At 43.4% G+C, this 19,374-nt stretch carries 12 protein-coding genes; 4 read left to right on the top strand and 8 right to left on the bottom strand.

Going from position 1 to position 19,374, the window contains the following annotated elements; all coding sequences use genetic code 11:
* Positions 1 to 277: 277 nt before the first annotated feature.
* The 7 genes from MUCPA_RS24095 to MUCPA_RS24065 form a co-directional block, all read right to left on the bottom strand.
* Positions 278 to 1,099, bottom strand: coding sequence for a universal stress protein (locus tag MUCPA_RS24095; RefSeq protein WP_008509942.1), 822 nt, complete (start codon positions 1,097 to 1,099; stop codon positions 278 to 280).
* A gap of 13 nt (positions 1,100 to 1,112) precedes the next feature.
* Complete coding sequence (locus MUCPA_RS24090) at positions 1,113 to 2,537, bottom strand: inorganic phosphate transporter (protein WP_008509941.1); 1,425 nt, start codon at positions 2,535 to 2,537, stop codon at positions 1,113 to 1,115.
* Between the two features lie 787 nt (positions 2,538 to 3,324).
* Positions 3,325 to 4,443: a TlpA disulfide reductase family protein gene (locus MUCPA_RS24085; RefSeq protein WP_008509939.1), complete on the bottom strand. Its 1,119-nt coding sequence runs from the start codon at positions 4,441 to 4,443 to the stop codon at positions 3,325 to 3,327.
* A gap of 128 nt (positions 4,444 to 4,571) precedes the next feature.
* Complete coding sequence (locus MUCPA_RS24080; RefSeq protein WP_008509937.1) at positions 4,572 to 5,705, bottom strand: TlpA disulfide reductase family protein; 1,134 nt, start codon at positions 5,703 to 5,705, stop codon at positions 4,572 to 4,574.
* A gap of 518 nt (positions 5,706 to 6,223) precedes the next feature.
* Positions 6,224 to 7,672 carry a RagB/SusD family nutrient uptake outer membrane protein gene (locus tag MUCPA_RS24075; RefSeq protein WP_008509936.1) on the bottom strand — a complete coding sequence of 483 codons (1,449 nt, stop codon included), beginning with the start codon at positions 7,670 to 7,672 and terminating at the stop codon, positions 6,224 to 6,226.
* 11 nt (positions 7,673 to 7,683) lie between these two features.
* A complete protein-coding gene (locus MUCPA_RS24070; protein WP_083839379.1) occupies positions 7,684 to 11,316 on the bottom strand; it encodes a SusC/RagA family TonB-linked outer membrane protein in 3,633 nt (1,210 codons plus the stop codon).
* 180 nt (positions 11,317 to 11,496) lie between these two features.
* Complete coding sequence (locus MUCPA_RS24065) at positions 11,497 to 12,684, bottom strand: FecR family protein (RefSeq protein ID WP_008509934.1); 1,188 nt, start codon at positions 12,682 to 12,684, stop codon at positions 11,497 to 11,499.
* A gap of 236 nt (positions 12,685 to 12,920) precedes the next feature.
* Here MUCPA_RS24065 and MUCPA_RS24060 point away from each other — a divergent pair, with 236 nt between their 5' ends.
* From MUCPA_RS24060 to MUCPA_RS24045, 4 genes are all read left to right on the top strand, one after another.
* Positions 12,921 to 13,526: an RNA polymerase sigma factor gene (locus tag MUCPA_RS24060; protein WP_008509933.1), complete on the top strand. Its 606-nt coding sequence runs from the start codon at positions 12,921 to 12,923 to the stop codon at positions 13,524 to 13,526.
* A gap of 245 nt (positions 13,527 to 13,771) precedes the next feature.
* A complete protein-coding gene (locus MUCPA_RS24055; protein WP_008509932.1) occupies positions 13,772 to 14,182 on the top strand; it encodes an Rrf2 family transcriptional regulator in 411 nt (136 codons plus the stop codon).
* A 70-nt stretch (positions 14,183 to 14,252) separates the two neighbouring features.
* The gene (locus tag MUCPA_RS24050; protein WP_008509930.1) at positions 14,253 to 14,897 is read left to right on the top strand and encodes an NAD(P)-dependent oxidoreductase; all 645 of its coding nucleotides are present in this window, start codon (positions 14,253 to 14,255) and stop codon (positions 14,895 to 14,897) included.
* 275 nt (positions 14,898 to 15,172) lie between these two features.
* A complete protein-coding gene (locus tag MUCPA_RS24045; protein WP_008509929.1) occupies positions 15,173 to 17,752 on the top strand; it encodes a zinc-dependent metalloprotease in 2,580 nt (859 codons plus the stop codon).
* A gap of 364 nt (positions 17,753 to 18,116) precedes the next feature.
* Here the strand turns inward: MUCPA_RS24045 and MUCPA_RS24040 are convergent, their stop codons facing one another.
* Positions 18,117 to 19,370 carry a cation:proton antiporter gene (locus MUCPA_RS24040; RefSeq protein WP_008509927.1) on the bottom strand — a complete coding sequence of 418 codons (1,254 nt, stop codon included), beginning with the start codon at positions 19,368 to 19,370 and terminating at the stop codon, positions 18,117 to 18,119.
* Positions 19,371 to 19,374: the final 4 nt, after the last annotated feature.

The following is a 19,374-nucleotide window of genomic DNA, read 5'->3' as shown; positions in this document are numbered from 1 at the left end:
CGGAATTTCTGAATATTTGAGTCGATGGCCAATAGTCGGGAATTTTAGACAGTTATATTGAGCAACCAATAAAGGCCGGTAAAACCGGCCTTTATTGGTTTATTGTTTCCCGAGCTTTGCCGGGTTAGCCCCTGCGGTATTGTCCACTAAAAGAGTCAAGCTATTAAATCCTGACTGAAAAACTCAAGGCGATCAAATCCCGACTCAAAAACACGCTGAACTCCTTCCTTACCATGGACTATGGACCATCAACTATGGACCATCACTATGAACACCCTTATTCGTGCAAAACCAGTATCGCCTTTACCGAGCGGTTCATGATCTGGTTAACCGTACTGCGGGTAAACAATCGGTAAATAATATTATGGTGATGCTTCACCAGGCACAGAATGTCGGTTTCGTTATTCTCCACAAAATCTGTAATTCCGCTGATGGGGCTACTATCCTTCAGATAATTAAAAACGAGGTTGGTATTAGTAAGCAGTTCTTTAAGCCTGGCTTCGCCGGTTTGTATATGTTTGGCATCGGATTTTTCTTCAACGTATAATACCTGCATCTGCTCGCAGCGAAATGCTTTGATCATCTCGTTCAGCGCGTTTACATCATCGGCAGATAGTTTGGTTTCGTAATCTGTTGCCAACGTGATTACAGGCGTATCCGGAAATTTACTTTCCAACGGTACAATCAATGTAGGAATTTTTACTTTGGTAACCATCATGCTGGCATTACTGCCAACTATACCACTCAGGCCCGTGGCACCGGTAATGCCCATAGCCAGCAGTTCAACCGGGTGGCTGTCGATATAATTAGTAATAACAGTTTTTAAAAAGCCTACATCGCAAAGGGTGGTCACGTTAACATCCTTATAAACCTTTTTATCTGTATAAACAGCAGCCCAGGCATTTAGGGCCTCGCGTTTGTTACGGTAATAATCTTCTATAAAAATAGCATTGTAGGTGCTGTTGTTGATGCCTTCGGTGGGATGAATGGCATGGATAGCACACACCTCCAACTTCAGCAGAACGGCAAGGCCCATGGCATATTCCATCGCGTTGGCGGCGCTGGGCGAAAAATCGGTGGCAACCAATATCTGTTTCATCTTTGGGTTATTACTAAATAAACAAATGAAATAACATAAAAAGCAACATCGCTAATATAATAGCTACGGGCAAGGTTAGCACCCAAGCTAAGGCTATATTTTTCAAAGTTTTATTATTGAGGTTGTTTTTACCGCCCGATGCTACCATAGCACCGGCTATACCGCTTGATAATACGTGCGTGGTACTCACCGGCAGGCCAAAGGCGGTGCTTAAACCAATGGTTGAGGCGGCCACAATTTCTGAAGTGGCGCCCTGCGCATAGTTAAGATGCTCGTTACCAATTTTTTCGCCAATGGTTACTACTATCCTTTTCCAACCTATCATGGTGCCCAAACCCAGCGAAAGCGAAATAATGGCTACTACCCATATTGGGGCAAAATCAGTTACATGCAGCAATTCATTCGAGGCAGATGTGAGTGTGTCCCGCTCCTGCGTATTTAATGCAATGCGTTTATCTTTAAGCAAACTGTGAATATCTTTAATAACACCTTCCATCTGCTTGCGGTAACGGTAAGTTTTAGCCACTTCCTTTTCGTTCTTTTCTGCAAGCGAGCTTTTAGTTTGAGCTATGGTAGCCCTCAATTCCGTTAATACCGGTTGGTTATCCGCGTTTAATAACAACTTGTTGCTCACCACTTGTTCAACCTGTTTTAACGATGTTAATACTTTATCGTTTGATATAGCGTGGTTAACGGCAAAGCGGGCTGGCATAAACGCAATCAGGATCAGCATAAACAAGCCGACGCCTTTTTGCCCATCATTACTGCCATGAAAAAAGCTCACCAGCGTACAGGTGGTGATGAGCAGCAACCGGATATGCATGGGGGGGCGGTCGTTCTCGCCGGATGGGATATGGAACAGCGCATGCGATTTGGTAACATGCTTTAAAAACAGCATCAGCAAAGCCGCCGCACCGAAACCGATAATGGGCGACAGGATGAGCGATGCGCCAATCTCTTTAGCTTTATCCCAGTTTACGCCGGGGCCGTTATAATACCAGGTAAAGGCTAATCCGGCGCCAATCATCGCGCCAATCATGGTGTGCGAGCTGGAGCAGGGTATACCTAAATACCAGGTACCGAGGTTCCAGATGATGGAAGCCAGCAGTACGGCCAATACCAGGCAGGCGCCAACGCTGATTGGCAACGTCATGAGCTTATCTAAGGGTACCAGCTTTAAAATTCCCATGGCAACGGTTACGCCTCCCAGCATTACGCCAAGAAAATTCCAGATACCCGACCAGGGTATGGCATACACCGGTTTTAAAGCTTTGGTATAAATTACGGTGGCTACAGCATTGGCAGTATCGTGAAAGCCATTAACAAACTCAAAACCAATTACTGCCAAAATACATAGAAAAAGTACGACCGAAAGAGAGACGCTTAGATCTAACTGGCCGAAAAAGGGAAGTATAACAGCGCTGATTGACTGGTGCATATCCTCCAAATAACCACTTTCAAGGTTTCTTTAAAGCGATTTTAATGTTAAGATATTGTTATTTTAATATAAATAAATGTAATTAAATCATTATCAGTATATTACAACAATCACCCCCTCTAAACTGCGGTAGCGCTCATGCACACCAAAACAAACTAAGACCCCCTCTAAACTGCGTAGCTCTCATGCACACCCAAAAACAAACCAAGGTGCATAATCTCCCCCGCTAGGAGAGACTTTCTCTTTTTAAGCCCTCCCTACCGGGATACCGTGTACGCACATCTTTTAGGTAAAACCCCATCGGGGTTAAAGCTTTGTACAATATTGGCGAAATGGATTTTGCGTGCAGTTACGCTACTTCTTCGATTTTTTATAACCGCAATTCAAAAAACAGAGCATCATACAGTGGATATGTAGTACCTAGGCCCGAAACGTTTTTGATTGATCATTCCTAAAGAGCTTTTACTCCTAAACGGAGTAGTTTAATCGCATCCAAAAGACGTGGGTACACGGTAGCCCTACCGGGGAGGGTTTGGGTGGGGCTTAGATGCTCTAAATTAAGAACACTATTTATTATCTTAATATATAAGATACTTAAACAAACAACAGCAATGGTTTTTGAGGCCAACGGAGCACAGTTGCATCAGTTTGTCGGTGAGGACAGAGGCCCAAGGAGCACAATTGCATCAGTTTGCCGGTGAGGACACCGACTACGGGGACCAAACCGACAACCCAATAACTAATAACTGAATAACCTAATAAACCAATAACTCAACAACCAATCAACCTACTTAATAAACTCCGAAAGCTTGCTCAATACGTCCTCGCCACGCAGGTTTTTGGCAATTATCATCCCATCGGGGTTAATCAATACATTTTGGGGGATGGCCGAGATACCAAATCGAACTGCTACATCGTTTTTAAAGCCTTTAAGGTCGCTCACCTGTATCCAGGGCATGGCATCGGCAGCTACCGCTTTTAGCCAGGCCGCTTTGGTTTCATCCAGCGATATGCCTACAATTTCAAATTTCTTATCCTTCAGCGTTTTGTAGGCCTTTAATAAGTTAGGGTTTTCGGCACGGCATGGGGCGCACCAGCTGGCCCAAAAATCAACCAATACATATTTGCCTTTTAGGGATGATAATTTAAACTCGTTGCCCTTATCATCTGTTTGCGTAAAATCCAGTGTTTTACCGATGGATAGCTGCATGGCCTTGGCGTATCTGGCTGCCAGCTTCTGCCCGGTAAAGCTACTCATCACCCTTTTGCTGAGCGATTTATAATAGGGATCGAAAACTTTCGGATCGATAACCGCAGCCTTTTCGGTGGCAACCAGATCAAGAGTTACATACGAATCCGGGTGACTAAAAATAAAGGCATCTATAGCCGCATTCATCCTGACGCCAAGCGGCTTGCCTTCTCTTTGGATTCGTTTCATCTCGGCAGTATCCTTTGCCGACCGTGCTTTTAAAAACCGGTTGGTAAGCACTTTGTAGTGCGCCGTAAGCGTATCCATTTTACTGTTGAATAGCAGAAAATCGGTTTGGGCCTGTGCACCTGTTATTTTTGCCGTTGCCATGCTATCGGTACCCGTTACGTTGTACTTGCCTTTTTCCAGGTAAAACACCTGAAAATCGGCCTGACGGTTACGCTTAGCGGTATCTTTTTTTACAGGCAGTAACACAAGGTATGAGCGGTTGCCAAACGCGGTTTCGCCGCTGATGGTAAATTTCCCGTTTTTTACAGCTGCCGTATCGTTTTTATCTTTACCCTGGCTGTTTTTGTAGCTCAGCACGGCAATTTTATCGCTGCCTGCTTTAGGCAGGTTGCCGGATATTTCAAATTTATCCTGCGCCATTACCGCCAGGGGTAACAGGCTCAGTATGGTTAATATTATTTTTTTCATGATGATAGTTGGCTGTTGTTTGGTTATTGAGTTATTGGTTATTGAGTTATTGGGTTGTTGGTTGTTTTGTTGTTGAGGTATTGGTTATTGCTGATAAACCAAACCCGTTTTTGCTTTTATTTAATTTTCTATTTAATTAATGCCGATAATTTACTGGTTAAATCAGCTCCTCGCAGATCCCGGGCTATGATAACTCCCTGAGGATCGATCAGGAAATTTTGAGGTACCGAATTAACGCCATATAGCACCGCTACATCGTTTTTCCATCCTTTCATATCACATACATGGATCCAGGGCATGCCGTCCTTTTGAATGGCATCGACCCATTGCTCTTTGCCCATATCCAGCGATACACTCACAATCTCGAAGTTTTTGCTTTTAAACGCATTGTATGCCTTAACAACGTTGGGGTTCTCGGCCCGGCATGGGCCGCACCAGCTGGCCCAAAAATCAACCAGTACATATTTGCCCCTGAGTGATGAAAGTGTAAACGGTTTGCCGTTAAGGTCGGTCTGGGTAAAGTCGGTAACCTTTGCGCCTGCTTGCCCTTTTTTTGCTGTTTCAATTCTTTCGGCAATACGCCTGCCTAACGTGGACGACTGTAGCTGGGCAGAAAACTGATGGAACATCGGCTCAACCGCCATCGGATCGAATTTGCTTCCCAGAATGGAAACATTAAATGTATATAAGCCCATGTACGTGTTCCGATGAGCTTCAACAAATTTCTGGTTGATATACCTGATCTGCGTTACATAGCTGTTGATACTATCGGAAGCTGCTTTACGCTCTTCGGCAGTTTTACCGCCCACAAGTTCATGGCCTTTTGAAAATTCCCTTTGCAGTTTAATGATCTTATTGGTGAAAGGCGTGGTTAAGGCCGACAGCTCCTGCCGCTCACGCTCGGCAGTTGATCCGCTTATCTGCGCATTTTTGATAGAGTCGGTTGAAACGATCGAGATGTTGGAGTTTTCGATCAGGAATGATACGTGGTCGCTTTGATTGCCACTGATGCGGGCACCCTTATACTTGATTTCAATAATGGCTTGCTCCGGTTCAGTTACGCTTCCCTTAAATTGAAATTTGCCGTCTTTTATGGCTACTGAATCTTTGTCTTTATAGGTATTAACCTGGAATGTTAAAATATAAGCTTTTGATGCACCATTTGATGCCGACATTTTACCAGATATGGTGTAGCCGCTTTGCGCCATTGTCGCAAGTGGAAATAAACCGGCGATTATTAAAATTGCTTTTTTGAAATTCATTGTTAGTTTTATTATGTTTAAAAGGTTAGATACCAAGTTAATTGTGAGGCACGAAGCAATTGCGGACTTATGCAGGGCCGCTTTACAAGCTCGCTCTGTATAGTATAGAGATTGCTTCGTCGTTCCTCCTCGCAATGACGATCGTTTTATATCATTCATAATCCTCCTCTCACCACCCGTCATTGCGAGGTACGAAGCAATCTCTACTTATGCCGATCCGCCTTGCAAGTTCGCTCTGTATAGTATAGAGATTGCTTCGTCGTTCCTCCTCGCAATGACGTTTTTATAAGTTATTGACAGCCAGTATAAAATTGTCATTGCGAGGTACGAAGCAATCGCGAACTATGCAGAGCGAACATCTCTCCGTGCGATTACTTCGTACCTGGCAATGACATAGTTTAAGATGCTTTTCAAACGTCATTCCTCCTCTCAACAGCCGTCTATTTTAGGCAGAGCGGCCTTGCACCTTCGCTCTGTATAGCATAGAGATTGCTTAATGTTTAAAAGTTTCCTTTTGATCAGGGGTTGTTTTCGATGTTTGGATTCTGATCCATTAACTTCTGAGGAAAGCGTAGAACCAAACGCTCAGGTTTTAACTGGAAAAGAGTTGGTACCCCGGTGGCCGAATACAGCGTATGTGTGTAAGTATTTGCTTGGAAAAGAGGATCAACCGAAAGCCTTCTCATATCAAACCACCTGGCCCCTTGCACGGCAAACTCGCGTACGCGTTCGTCCAAAATAAATTGCAATAAAAGCGTTTTGTCGTTTGCTGTAGCAGCCGGAACTACAGCATTTGCTGCAGGCATTCTTTTTACCCGCAAAGCTTCCACGTCAACTTTTGCACCGGCTAAATCATTGTTTCTACACTTACATTCGGCCCTTAGTAAATACAAATCGGGCACCAGCACTCCAAATGTAGTTTGTGAGCCTCCCTGCCTTCTTAACACACCTGCTACCGGATATGCCAGTTTGGTACTATAGGTTGAATTAACAAAAAACTTTAAACGCAAGTCGGACGAGCCGTATAAGGCTGCAGTTTGGGGGGTAATCACAATTTCGTTAGCGGTAAAAGTCCATGAATTTGAAAATTGCTTGGCGTAAACGCTTTCAACATTATTGGGCAACAGCACAGAAGCAGGCCCTGTTGAGGTACTGATAGGTAAAAACACACCACCGGTTGCAAACTCAACATTGTAATCGTATAACCTCACCGGGGTAGCCTGGTTAGCCATATCGGCAATAGCTGCATTTAACATAGGCAAGGCATCATTAAAGCGGCCCATAAACATATAAACCTTGCCTAAAATACCCTCGGCAGCCGCTTTAGACATCCGCGTACGGTTGGTTACCTGCACGTTCAGGCTGGGTATGGCCGTCACCAAATCCTTAATGATAAAATCATAAACTTGCTGAACGGAGGCTCTTGTGAAAGTTGTAGTAGTAACATCAGCAGCTTCTACTATAGGGAAACCGGGATCTGTAGTGGCTGTAGCTGCATTGTAAGGCTTACCGTAATAGTTAATCAGCATAAAGTAAGTCCACGCCCGGCCGGCCCTTGCTTCTGCAGCTATGGTAAGTTTCAGCGCATCTGTTCCGTCGGTAGCGTCAGGAACCTCGTTAATTACTTTATTATACAGATAAATATTTTTCATCGGGATTAATGTTTCACCGGCATCTTCATTAGGCTCATAGATCACCGGGTCCCAACGGAAAGCCCTTTGTGTTTTTAATGCAGCTACGCTAAAATAAGGCTCAACGGCAGCTACCTCGTCACCCATAAATACCTGCACATTAGCGGCTCCGATATTCAGCAAGTCCAGGTTGCTTAACAGCAAGTTATAATCTGATGATGTTTGAGCTATCAATTTACCTTTGGGAACTACTTCAAGAAAGCTCTTTTTACAAGCGGTTAAACTAACCGCAAGCAACAAGGCTATGAGCACCATTCTTGTATATGTGTTTTTCATTTTTTTTAATTTTAAAGTCTTACATTTAAGCCAAAAGATACGGTACCCTGGTTAGTTGGTATGCTTCTGGACCCGCCAAATCCATATTGAAATTCAGGATCGATCCCATATTTATTTGCTTTCCAAATCATTAGATTGGATACCTGTGCCCTTAGTGTGATCTGATCGGCATTGATCTTCTTCACTAAGAACCTGGGAAGGCTATAAGTTAGGGTAATATCACGCATTTTAATAAAAGACGCGCTTAACACGTTTATATCTGCAAGAGTGTAATAACCAACATCCCGACGCGTGGTGCTTATGGTAGAACTTGATACGTAAGATGGTACGTTAGTAGTTAACTCATCACCAGGCTGTTTCCAACGATTTGCAAATTCGGCGTTGATATTGCCCGTAGTAAAACCATTGGCGTATGCGCTATGCGATAGGTTACCGTAATAAAAATTATCTACATCCCTCCTCATCACATGGCCCAGATTGAAAATGGCGTTAAAGCTAAGACCGAACGACTGGTAGTTGAAGTTGTTAGACAGGCCACCGCTCCATGGTGGTTGTGTGGTACCCATATATTTAATGTCGCCAGGTTTGCTGATGTTAGGCGTTTTAGTAACTGTGCCATTAGCCAAACGAATTTGCGGATCGCCCAGGTTATCCAAACCTGCAAATTCATAGGCAAATAGCGCATATCCGGCGTATCCCGTTACAAATTGCTGATTTACCATGCCGTTAGTGCCGCTACCTGTGGTTACAGGTGCAGAGATATTTAAACTGGTTATCACATTTTTGTTATAAGCGCCATTAAGGGTGGTGCTCCAGCCAAATTTTCGGGTGCGTATATTTACAGAGGTGAGGCTAAGCTCTATCCCCTTGTTTTGCAAATCGCCTAAATTTCCAAAAATGGTTGGGTAACCGGTAAAACCATTGGTAGTTACATTACCTAATAAATTGGTAGTTTTTTTGCGGTAAATATCTACAGCTCCACTTAACCTGTTTTTAAATACTGAAAAGTCGAGCCCTAAGTTAATGGTGGCGGTACTTTCCCAGGTTAATTTTCTGTTAGCAGGTGTTCCAACCTGTAACCCCCGGCTGTTAGGTAAAAAGCTGCTTGAGCTTACAGAAATAATATCATAAGATGCCGCGGTACCCGGCTGTGGTGCATTACCTGTTATACCATAAGTAGCACGCAGCGCTAAATTATCCACCCAGGTTACATCCTTCATAAATTTCTCCTCAGTCATCAACCATTTACCGCCAACACTCCATACCGGCTTATTTTGTGCAGCTTTATCTATACCAAAGTTGTTACTTTGATCAATCCGGTAGCTGCCGTTGATGGTATACTTGTGGTTAAAAGTATATGCTGCATTAGCATAGTAAGATACAAAGCGGCTAATAGGTGCTTCGTTCTCAGAAAAATAACCGCCATCGGTTAGCAAACTGTAAGTAGCGGCATAGTTAGGCCAAACAACACCGTTAAGTAGCGAAGTGACAGTTTTATAATCAACTGCTGTACCTGTTTGCAACAAAGGATCCCACCCTTTAATACTGCTGGTATTAGTAACACTATATTGCTCCTGCGCTTCCTGCCCTGCCAGCATGGTCAATTGGTGCAATCCATTATTCCAGCTTTTGTTGTAGCTTAACTGATTTCGTACCGTCCAGTTACGCTGTGTGAGGTTTGTAATGGCATAGTTAGCACCAGTTGCAGGCAGATAATAAACAGGCGTAGAAGCTGCTGTTGGGGCTACAGTAAATTGCACCACCTGCGATCTTACCTTGTAACTTTGCTGATCATCAAAATTTTGTGCACGTGTTGCGCCTTTTGTATAGCCGTATGTTCCTTCAAAGTTTAAACCGTCTATCAATTTCACATTAGCACTAAAAACGTTGCGGCTTAACAGCATGTCGGTTTTGGTATTGCCCAGGTTTACCTCGTTCAGCGGGTTATAATCCAGGTTAATGCGGCTACGCGTTTCAAAATCAATCCTGGTAGCATCGTTTAACGTGGTCATATACGGCATCGATATGTTGTTGCCGGCATTGTCCTGAAATAACTGGTAGGGATAGAATTGATCGGTTGGACTAATATTACGCGGACTATAGATGATATTATTAGTCAAGTCGGTAATTAAACTAAGCTGAATGCGTTTACCAACGTTAAAATCCTGACGGAGGTTAATTTTGTAGGTATCATTGCTTTGTCCGGGGCTGCTGGTACGATTATCGGTATAAGCCATCGACCCGTAAACTGAATAATTTTTCTGACCGCCAGATACCGATAGTGTATGGTTCATCAGCATCGCGTTGCGATAGAACAAGTTTTTGATCTGTTGATTATTGCTGATGGATGCTAAACTATCTAAGCTTTTATTAGCTTGGGCTGCTGTTATTTTCCCTAAGTATTGGTTATATAAAATTGACTCATGGGGAGCTAAACCAGCGCTCGATACCTGAAAGGTTGTAGCGTTAGCATAGGTATTAGCAACCGGATCAAAGGTTTCTTTGGCGGCTTGGATAAATTGCTGGCTGTTTAATACCGGGAAGTAATTAATATCGGGTTTGCCCTGAAAATTCACAAAGGCATCATAATTCACTTTGATCTTGTCGCCCCTGGTTCCTTTTTTGGTAACAATAACAATGACGCCATTGGCGGCCCTTGAACCCCATATAGACGCTGCTGTAGCATCTTTAAGCACAGTAATATCGGCTACATCCTGCGGGTTGATATTAGATACATCGGTTTGCTGAATGCCATCGACAACATACAACGGCGACGAGCTGATTGATACAGAAGTTAAACCCCTGATAAGATAAGGAGAGCCGGTATGTCCAGGGTCGTTATTTACGGTTAAGCCGGGTACCAACCCATCTAAACGCTGCAGAATATTCATACTGGTTGACCGGTTTTCAATCACTTTCATATCGGGCTTGGCAAACGCTCCCGCACTGCGCTCTTTGGCTATGGTTTGATAACCGTTGCTTACCACGGCAACCTCCTGCAATTTGCTGATATCGGCTTTAAGCACAATACTCAGGCTACCGGCATTTTCGCGCGTAACGGTTACCTGCTGACTCACAAAACCGATGTATGAAATCTCTAAAACAGAACCAACCTGGACCCCTCTTAAGCTAAATTCGCCGCGAACATCAGCAACTGCATGTTTTTTCTCTGCTTTAAGATATATACTGGCACCTATCAGCGGTACGCCGGTAGAATCCACAACACGCCCGTTAACATCAATGGGCAATGCAAAAAAATCTTTTACCTTATCTAATATACCGGTCGGCTTCTCTTTAATCATCACCACCTTATTATCTATCTTATAAGTTAAAGCCGAGCCGTTAAGGCATTGGTTAAGCACATCCTCAACGCTGGCATTTTTTACATCGATAGTTAAAGGCGGGATGTTTTTAATAAGCTCTTTATTATAAAAAAAATCATAACCGCTTTGGGTACGGATCTCCCTGATGATTTTGCTGAGCGGCGCGTTTTTGGTATTGAGCGTTATAGATTGCCCAAAGCCGCCGGCGCTCACCTGCATCATAGTTGCTATCAAAATAATGATGGTTAACCGCATAATTAGCAGTAATTTATAGATATGCTGCTTAGGCATACCAATGTTATTAGTATAATTTTTATACATTTGTTAGTCTGGTTTTTTCCGCGTTGCGTGCCCGTCTTTTTCGAGGAGTTCAGGTGCGCTTCGCCGCGTTCAAGATGATATTATTCTAATTTCTATTGATTTTAATCCCCGGACAACTGGCCAGTTGTGTGCAACCACATCTGGCTTTGTTATATAAAAATGGGATTATAGCTTTGAGTATTATTTATTCACTATAATCCTCCTTCCTTCAATTGAAAAGTGAACTTTGCCGGTATATTCCATAATTTTTAAAATCTCGCTTAAATCGCGCTCACGCGATATTTCCCCTGCAAACGTATAATCAGGGTTAGGCTTGCTCTGGTAAACAACACTGACATCGTACCAGCGGGCAATTTTGCTCATAATCGCTTCCAGGTTCTCGTTAAATTTAAAATAGCCATTTTTCCAGGCTACTACATCTTCCAGGTCTACGTCGCTGGTCATTTTAATATCGCTGCCGCCAACCTGCGCCTGCTGCCCGGGCTTAAGCATTTGCACCTTACCACTATTTGATACCTTTACCGAACCTTCGAGCAAAGTTGTTTTAATCAGCGGCTCATTATCATATGCCATAATATCAAAATGGGTGCCTAATACCTCAACCGTTTGGTTCCGGCTGCTTACCTTAAATGGCATGGCGGCGTTGTGGGCAACTTCAAAATAGGCTTCGCCTTTTAACTGCACGCGGCGCTCGTTACCAATAAAAGCAGTTGGATAAGTAATGCTCGATAAGGCGTTTAACCAAACATGAGATTTATCGGGCAAAATTACCTGCCACTGTCCACCTGCTGGTGCCTCAATGGTATTGTAACCTACCCTCTCACCGTTTTCGGGCACATTTGCCGTTGCCTGGTAAATTATTTGTCCGTTAGCTGTTTTTGTGATGCTGGCACCCAATTGCTTGGCAACCTGCCCTGCTACCAAGTTACTGAGGTTTATTTTGCTGCCGTTAGCTAAAGTTAATACCGCCTGGTTATAACCTGGCTTAATATTGTTTTTGACCATGGCAAGCCTCAGTCCGTCACTATTTTGTTTTTGGTTAAACAAAAACAGCCCTGCCCCAAACAGAATAAAAATTGCCGCTGCGGCCGCCACCCGGTACCAACGCATTTTAAAGAAACCCTTATGTTGCGCACCTGCGCCGCGGGCATGTATCTGTACACGATTATAAATAGCATGAAGCCGCTCTTCAACATCAACGAGCGGAAAATCCAGTTCGTCCTGCTGCTCAAGCTCCGTCAGGATAAAGTGCTTTAGCAACTCCTCGTTCTGCGGGATCTTAAAATGTTCCAATAGGTTTTTGATCTCCGCTTCCGAGCAGTTATCTTCCAGATATTTTACAAACAGGGCGTTTAGTGATTCTTTCATTCCAATAATTGACAACTAATACACGGCTCAACAAAAAAACAATGAATGCAAAATCAATTATTTTGCAATTATTTAATAAAATAGTAACAACCAATAAACTATTCTCCTTAAAAGGCCAATTTATCCACATTAATTATCAAAAAGCGTCATTAAACAGGCTGTTAAATTCTAAATGTTAAATTTTTATCAATTAAATTAAAAAAATCTTTAAATTTGGTATCCATGTATTAATACTATTGAAAGTTTTAGAAGCATCATATCAGAAAGATTTGCTTATCCGCCTTAAACAGGGCGATGAGCCTGCTTTTAATGCGCTTTATAAAGCTTACAGCAAGCCGCTTTACCTGCGGATGCTGCGCATGGTGAAGGATAAAGACATAGCCGACGAGTTACTACAGGAGCTTTTTATTAAACTGTGGGATAACCGCCATAAAGTGGATACCGAAAAATCGTTCCAGTCGTTTATGTACACCGTGGCTCAAAACCTGGTTTATAATTATTTCAGAAAGCTGAGTTCCGACCAGAGCCTCATCCAGTCGCTTCTGCTCCGGGGGACGGACCATTACCTTAACGGCGAGCAGCTCCTTGAAAACAAGCAGGCATCCGAATTGCTTAACGATGCCATTAACCAACTATCGCCCCAACGCAAACTGGTTTTTAACCTCTGCAAAGTGGAAGGAAAAAGCTACGAGGAAACCAGCCGGATTATGGGCATCTCGATAGCCACTGTAAACAGCCACATGACACAATCGCTGCAATCTATCAAAGCTTATTTGCTGAAGCACCAGGATGTGGCCTTTGTGCTGATGAGCGCTTATGTAGTTGGCGAGATGGTGAAGTAAGTAGTTGGATTTAAGACGAGTTACTGAGATTATTACTCCAATAATCTACCCAAACTAATAGCGGGCTTGGCCAAGGGTATTAAAACATAGTATAGCGGATTAACAAAATCATCAAACTGCATCCTAATACCTTATAGATTAAAAGCATTTACTATTGGTTACTGTCTTTCTGATTTTAAAAAAACATTTGTTACATTTTTAAAAAATTGGCATACCTTTATACTGTAATAAAAATTATTACAGCAATGAATAACAGCCGCTTTTCCATATCTGTACATATTTTAACACTTTTAGCAAGTGCTGAAGGCGGTATTGTAACATCAGATTACCTGGCGGGAAGTATTAACATTAACCCGGTATTGGTGCGTAAAGAGCTAATCAATCTGCGTAAGCACAACCTGGTAGGCAGTAAAGAAGGCAAAAACGGCGGGGCCTATCTACTCAAACCGGCAACAGAGATACGTCTATCTGATGTTTACGAAGCTGTTAAACAATCGCCTTTACTGGGCCAGGCAAAAAACACACCCAACCCGGCTTGCCCGGTAGGCAGGCAAATTAACCAGCATTTAGATAGCTTGCACGCCGATGCCGAACGGGCCCTGGTAAAGCAATTAAACACCACCACCCTGCAACAATTTGTTAATCTATTCGCTTAATTTTTTTATATAAAACTGTAACAAAATACATTACATTTAAAACTCAATAGAAAACTAAAAACCATTTAACATGAAAATAGCCATTATTGGAGCCAACGGACATATAGGTTCCAGAATTTTAGTAGAAGCCCTTAACCGCGGCCACCACGTAACCGGAATAGCACGTAACCCGGATAAATTAAAATTTGAGCATCCAAACTTAGTTTTTTTAAAGGGCGACGCCTTAAACACCGATGAACTTGCGGGTATTATAGCCGGGCATGATGCCGTGATCAGTTCTTTCGGGATCGACTGGACCAAGCCCGAAACCTTCTACCTGTTTAGTGATGTAGCCCAATCGGTAATTAACGCTACCAAAAAGGCAGGTGTAAAACGCCTGATTAACGTTGGCGGTGCCGGAAGCCTTGAAGTTGCACCGGGCGTACAATTAGTAGATACACCCAACTTCCCTGCCGAGTGGAAATTAGGTGCCGATGCGCAACGCAAGTCGCTGGAAGTATTCCGTAAGGAAAACGATTTGGACTGGACCTTTTTTAGCCCGGCTATCATTATTGAACCTGGCGCACGTACCGGCAAATTCCGCATCGGTAAGGACAACCCGGTATTTGATGCCGAAGGTAATAGCCGCATTACTTACGATGATTATGCTGCTGCTTTAATTGACGAGCTGGAAAATCCACAATTTATTAAACAACGTTTTACAATAGGTTATTAATTAACAACCGCCATAGCGTGTATTTAACTGAAGATAAATATATACAGCAACAGCTCCGGTTAACTTTTTTATTTAGATTAATGGCTGACAGTGTTATCACGCTGATCAGCCATTCTTTTTTGCCTTTTCTTTAAATTATTTAACAGTTTAACTCACACTCACATCCCGCAGCGCCCTTAAAAATCAATTTTGTAACATTAGAGCGATAGTTTATAATTTGACGTGCAAGCTATTATATTTACCTTTTAAATAAAATCAAAATCCGATTTATAAGCATGAGAAAAAAATTAATTGCTGTTTTTTTTACATTAACAACATTTACAGGGCTTGCCGTAGCCCAACAGCGGGGCGGCAGTGGTGCCGACTCTACAAACCGAAAAAATGCGTTGGGCGGCGGATTTCCGGGGCTTAACGGTGCAAAAGCTGCACCGAAACCCTACAAAACAGTAATTACAGACAAGGCCATTAGCCGTAACGGACTGTTTAAAACGCATAAGCTTGAGGATAAATATTATTTTGAGATCGGCGACAGCGTATTAAACCGCGAAATATTGGTGGTAAGCCGGATTTCAAAAGCTGGTGCCGATATCAGGGATGCAGATGGTTATGCCGGCGACCAGATTGGAAGCTCCGTGATCAGCTTTGAAAAAGGACCGGGCAACCGCATCTTTATGCGCAAAATATCTTATAGCACCTATAGCCCCGACAGTACAAAATCCATGTACCAGGCTGTACAACGCTCAAATATACAGGCTATAGCGGCGGCTTTCAATATCGCCGCTTACTCGCCGGATTCTAAAGGAAGCGTAATTGACATGACCGATTATATCAATGGCGATAACGAAATTTTCTTTTTTGGCTCACCTGCCGCCAAATCCCGCATCAGATTAGGCGGTTTGCTGACCGACCGGAGCTATATCGAAAATGTAAAAAGCTTCTCGTCAAACATCGAAATATCTACCATCAAAACTTATAGCCTTACTGCACCTGCAGGTGGCCTCGGCAGAACGGGTGCGCCATCTTTACCCGGCATGGCAGCAGGCGGATCCGGTTCAGAAACCGTAGAGCTCAATACATCGCTGGTATTATTGCCTAAAAAACCGATGAAGGCCCGGTATTTTGATAACCGCATTGGCTATTTTACTGTTGGTTATACCGATTTTGACCTGAACCCACAAGGTGTTAAAAATATTGAATTGATTAAACGCTGGCGCTTAGAACCTAAACCAGCAGACATGGCCAAATACAAACGCGGCGAACTGGTTGAACCCATGAAGCAAATTGTATATTACATTGACCCTGCAACACCTAAAAAATGGATACCTTATTTAATTGCTGGCGTTAACGATTGGCAAAAGGCTTTTGAAAAAGCGGGTTTTAAAAACGCAATTGTTGCCAAAATGGCCCCTACAAATAAACAGGACACTACCTGGAGCTTAGATGATGCCAACCATTCTGTTTTAGTTTACAAGCCATCAGAAACGGAGAACGCCAGCGGGCCAAGCATCGCTGATCCGCGGAGCGGCGAGATTATAGAAACCCACATTAACTGGTACCACAACGTGATGAAACTTGTTCACGATTGGTACATGATCCAGACAGCTGCCGTTGACCCGCGTGCGCGAAGTATGCACTTCAGCGACGAGCTGATGGGCGACCTGATCCGTTTTGTATCATCACACGAGGTAGGCCATACTTTAGGCCTCCGCCACAACTACGGCTCCAGTTCCACCGTACCTACCGAAATGCTGCGAAACAAAGCTTTTGTTGAGGCTAATGGCCATACACCATCTATTATGGATTATGCCCGCTTTAACTATGTAGCACAGCCGGAAGATAACATCGGCAAATCTGGTTTATACCCTCGAATTGGCGATTACGACAAATGGGCCATTGAGTGGGGATATAGAATATTGCCTGGCAATAAAAGCACTGAGCAGGAAGTGGCCGATCTGAATAAAATAACCGTTGAGCGCTTGAAAAACAAACGTTTATGGTTCGGCACAGAAACCAACCAGGACGACCCGCACTCGCAAAACGAAGATCTGGGCGACAACGCCATGAAAGCCAGCACCTATGGCATCAAAAACCTGCAGCGCATTTTGGTTAAACTGCCTGTTTGGACCCGCGAGCCAAACCAACAATATGACGATCTGAACAACATGTACGACCAGCTAACCACGCAATTTAACCGTTATATGGGCCATGTTGCTAAAAACATAGGCGGTATTTACGAAGTGCCTAAAACGGTTGAACAACCTGGTGCCGTTTATGAAAACACGCCTGCAGCCACGCAAAAAGAGGCTATGGACTTTTTAGATACACAGCTATTTACTACCCCGGTTTGGTTACTTGACGAAAGCATACTGAAAAATATTAACGGCAACCCGGTACTAATTATTTCGCGCTGCCAGGAACCTGTTTTAAACCGTTTGATTAACAACCATACTTTATATAAGCTAATAGCAGCCGAAGCTGCGGATGGCAAAACTGCCTACAAAATTACCGACCTGTTTGACGCCATGCAGAATATAATTTTCAGGGAGCTAAAAAACAATCGGCCTATAGATGTTTATCGTCGTAATCTGCAAAAACTATATGTAGGTAAACTGATTGACCTTGTAGGCCCCCCAGCGGCACCAGGTAGTGATCAGAATGCGCTGCTTAGCAGAAGAGGTGGAAGCCGGGATGCTGCTACAGATGATACCGACGTACTATCGGTAGCCAAAGCGCAATTAAGGGCAATTAATTTGTTGATTAAAAACGCGCTACCCAATACAACCGACAACATGAGCAACTATCACCTGCAAGATTTGTCTGAAAGGATCACCCAGACCTTGAATCCTAAAGGATAGCAGTTAGTGGGGAGTTTTGAGTCTTGAGCCCGGAGTTCTGAGCCGTGAGTCTTGAGTCAGGAGTTCCAATAGTGATGTGAGTTTGGAATTCTGATGAGCCTTGAATCAGAAGGGTTGGTTGATATCCCGCCCTTAGTAATAACTATTAGGTAACACAAAAATGTCCCTTTATTAATATAGAGGGGCGTTTTGTATTTTATCTATATAGATGGGGTACACGCAAAATAGAAACTTGGCATAAGCCAGTAACGCATCACAACGACCCGTGGTATTGACAACAACTTTGGCCTCTTCAAGTTAAGGTTCAGAGCTCCGCTGCTGGCTCCTGACTCAGAACTCCGGACTCAAGACTCAAGACTCTAAACTAAGCCTCCGTTTTCTTTCTCAACGTATATTTGATCACATTATTGAGGGTTAGCCCCTGGAAGATGATGGAGAAGATCACCACAAAGTAACAGCTGGCTATAATCAGTTCTTTGTATTTTGATTCATGTAATGACAGGGCGAGCGCAACCGAGATACCGCCGCGCAAACCCGCCCAGGTTAATATAAAAACACTTTTGTAATTCACATCCAGCGTACGCTGTAGTAAAGCCACCGGCAATAAAACGCTCAAACCGCGCGCAATAATGATCAATACAATGGCCACCAAACCGCTTTGCCAGTAATCATCCACAAAAGGGAGCTTAATCAACTGCAGGCCTATCATTACAAATAAAACTGTATTGAGTAACTCGTCAATCAGCTTCCAAAAACGCTCCATGTATTGGCGGGTTCGCCCCCCTTGCTCGTCGCTGGTTAAGTGCTGGCTGCCAATGTACAAACCGGCAGTAACTACCGAGAGCGGCCCCGAAAAATGGAACAAGGCACACAATACGGTTAAACTCATAACCAAGGCCAGCGAAAGGATGATGATGGTTTGAAAATCTTCAACAGCCTTCATCAGGCGATATACCAGCAGGGCCATCAAAAGCCCCAAAATCAAACCGCCAAAAACTTCGGTAGCAAACAGAGTAGCTACATGTGCAAAGGATACATGCGGAACGCGCTGCCGCGCTAATTGTGAAAGGGTAATAAATAAAACAAGCCCGATGCCATCGTTAAAGAGGGATTCGCCGGTGATGATGGTTTCAAGGTGCTTGGGGATCTTTGATTTTTTAAGAATGGACGATACCGCCACAGGATCGGTAGGCGATATCAGTGCGCCAAATAGCAGGCAATACACCAAAGGCACCTCGATATGCAGCATCAGGGAAGCCGCATAAAACAACCCCCCAAAAATACCCGTTGAAAGTATGACGCCAACGGTGCTCAATATCAGCACAGGCTTCATTTGCCCTTTAAGCAGGTTGATATCAAAGTTTAACGATCCCGCAAAAAGCAAAAAACCCAGCATGGTATCCAGCAACATATCCGAAAAATCGATATGATCGGTTAACGTGATGATAAACCTGTTAAGGGATGGGATGGATTTACCGAACACCAATAAAAATACAGAGGCGATAGTGGCAATAGTTACAATACCTATGGTACCCGAAATTTTGAGAAAACGCGCATTTAAATACGAAAAAAATGCGCTGATGGCTACCAGGATAGTTACAACCGTATAAGTACTCAAAACC

This window comes from Mucilaginibacter paludis DSM 18603 (assembly GCF_000166195.2).
GTDB lineage: Bacteria > Bacteroidota > Bacteroidia > Sphingobacteriales > Sphingobacteriaceae > Mucilaginibacter > Mucilaginibacter paludis.
The sequence above is the reverse complement of the archived record's forward strand: the minus strand, read 5'-3'. Positions and strand labels throughout refer to the sequence as shown.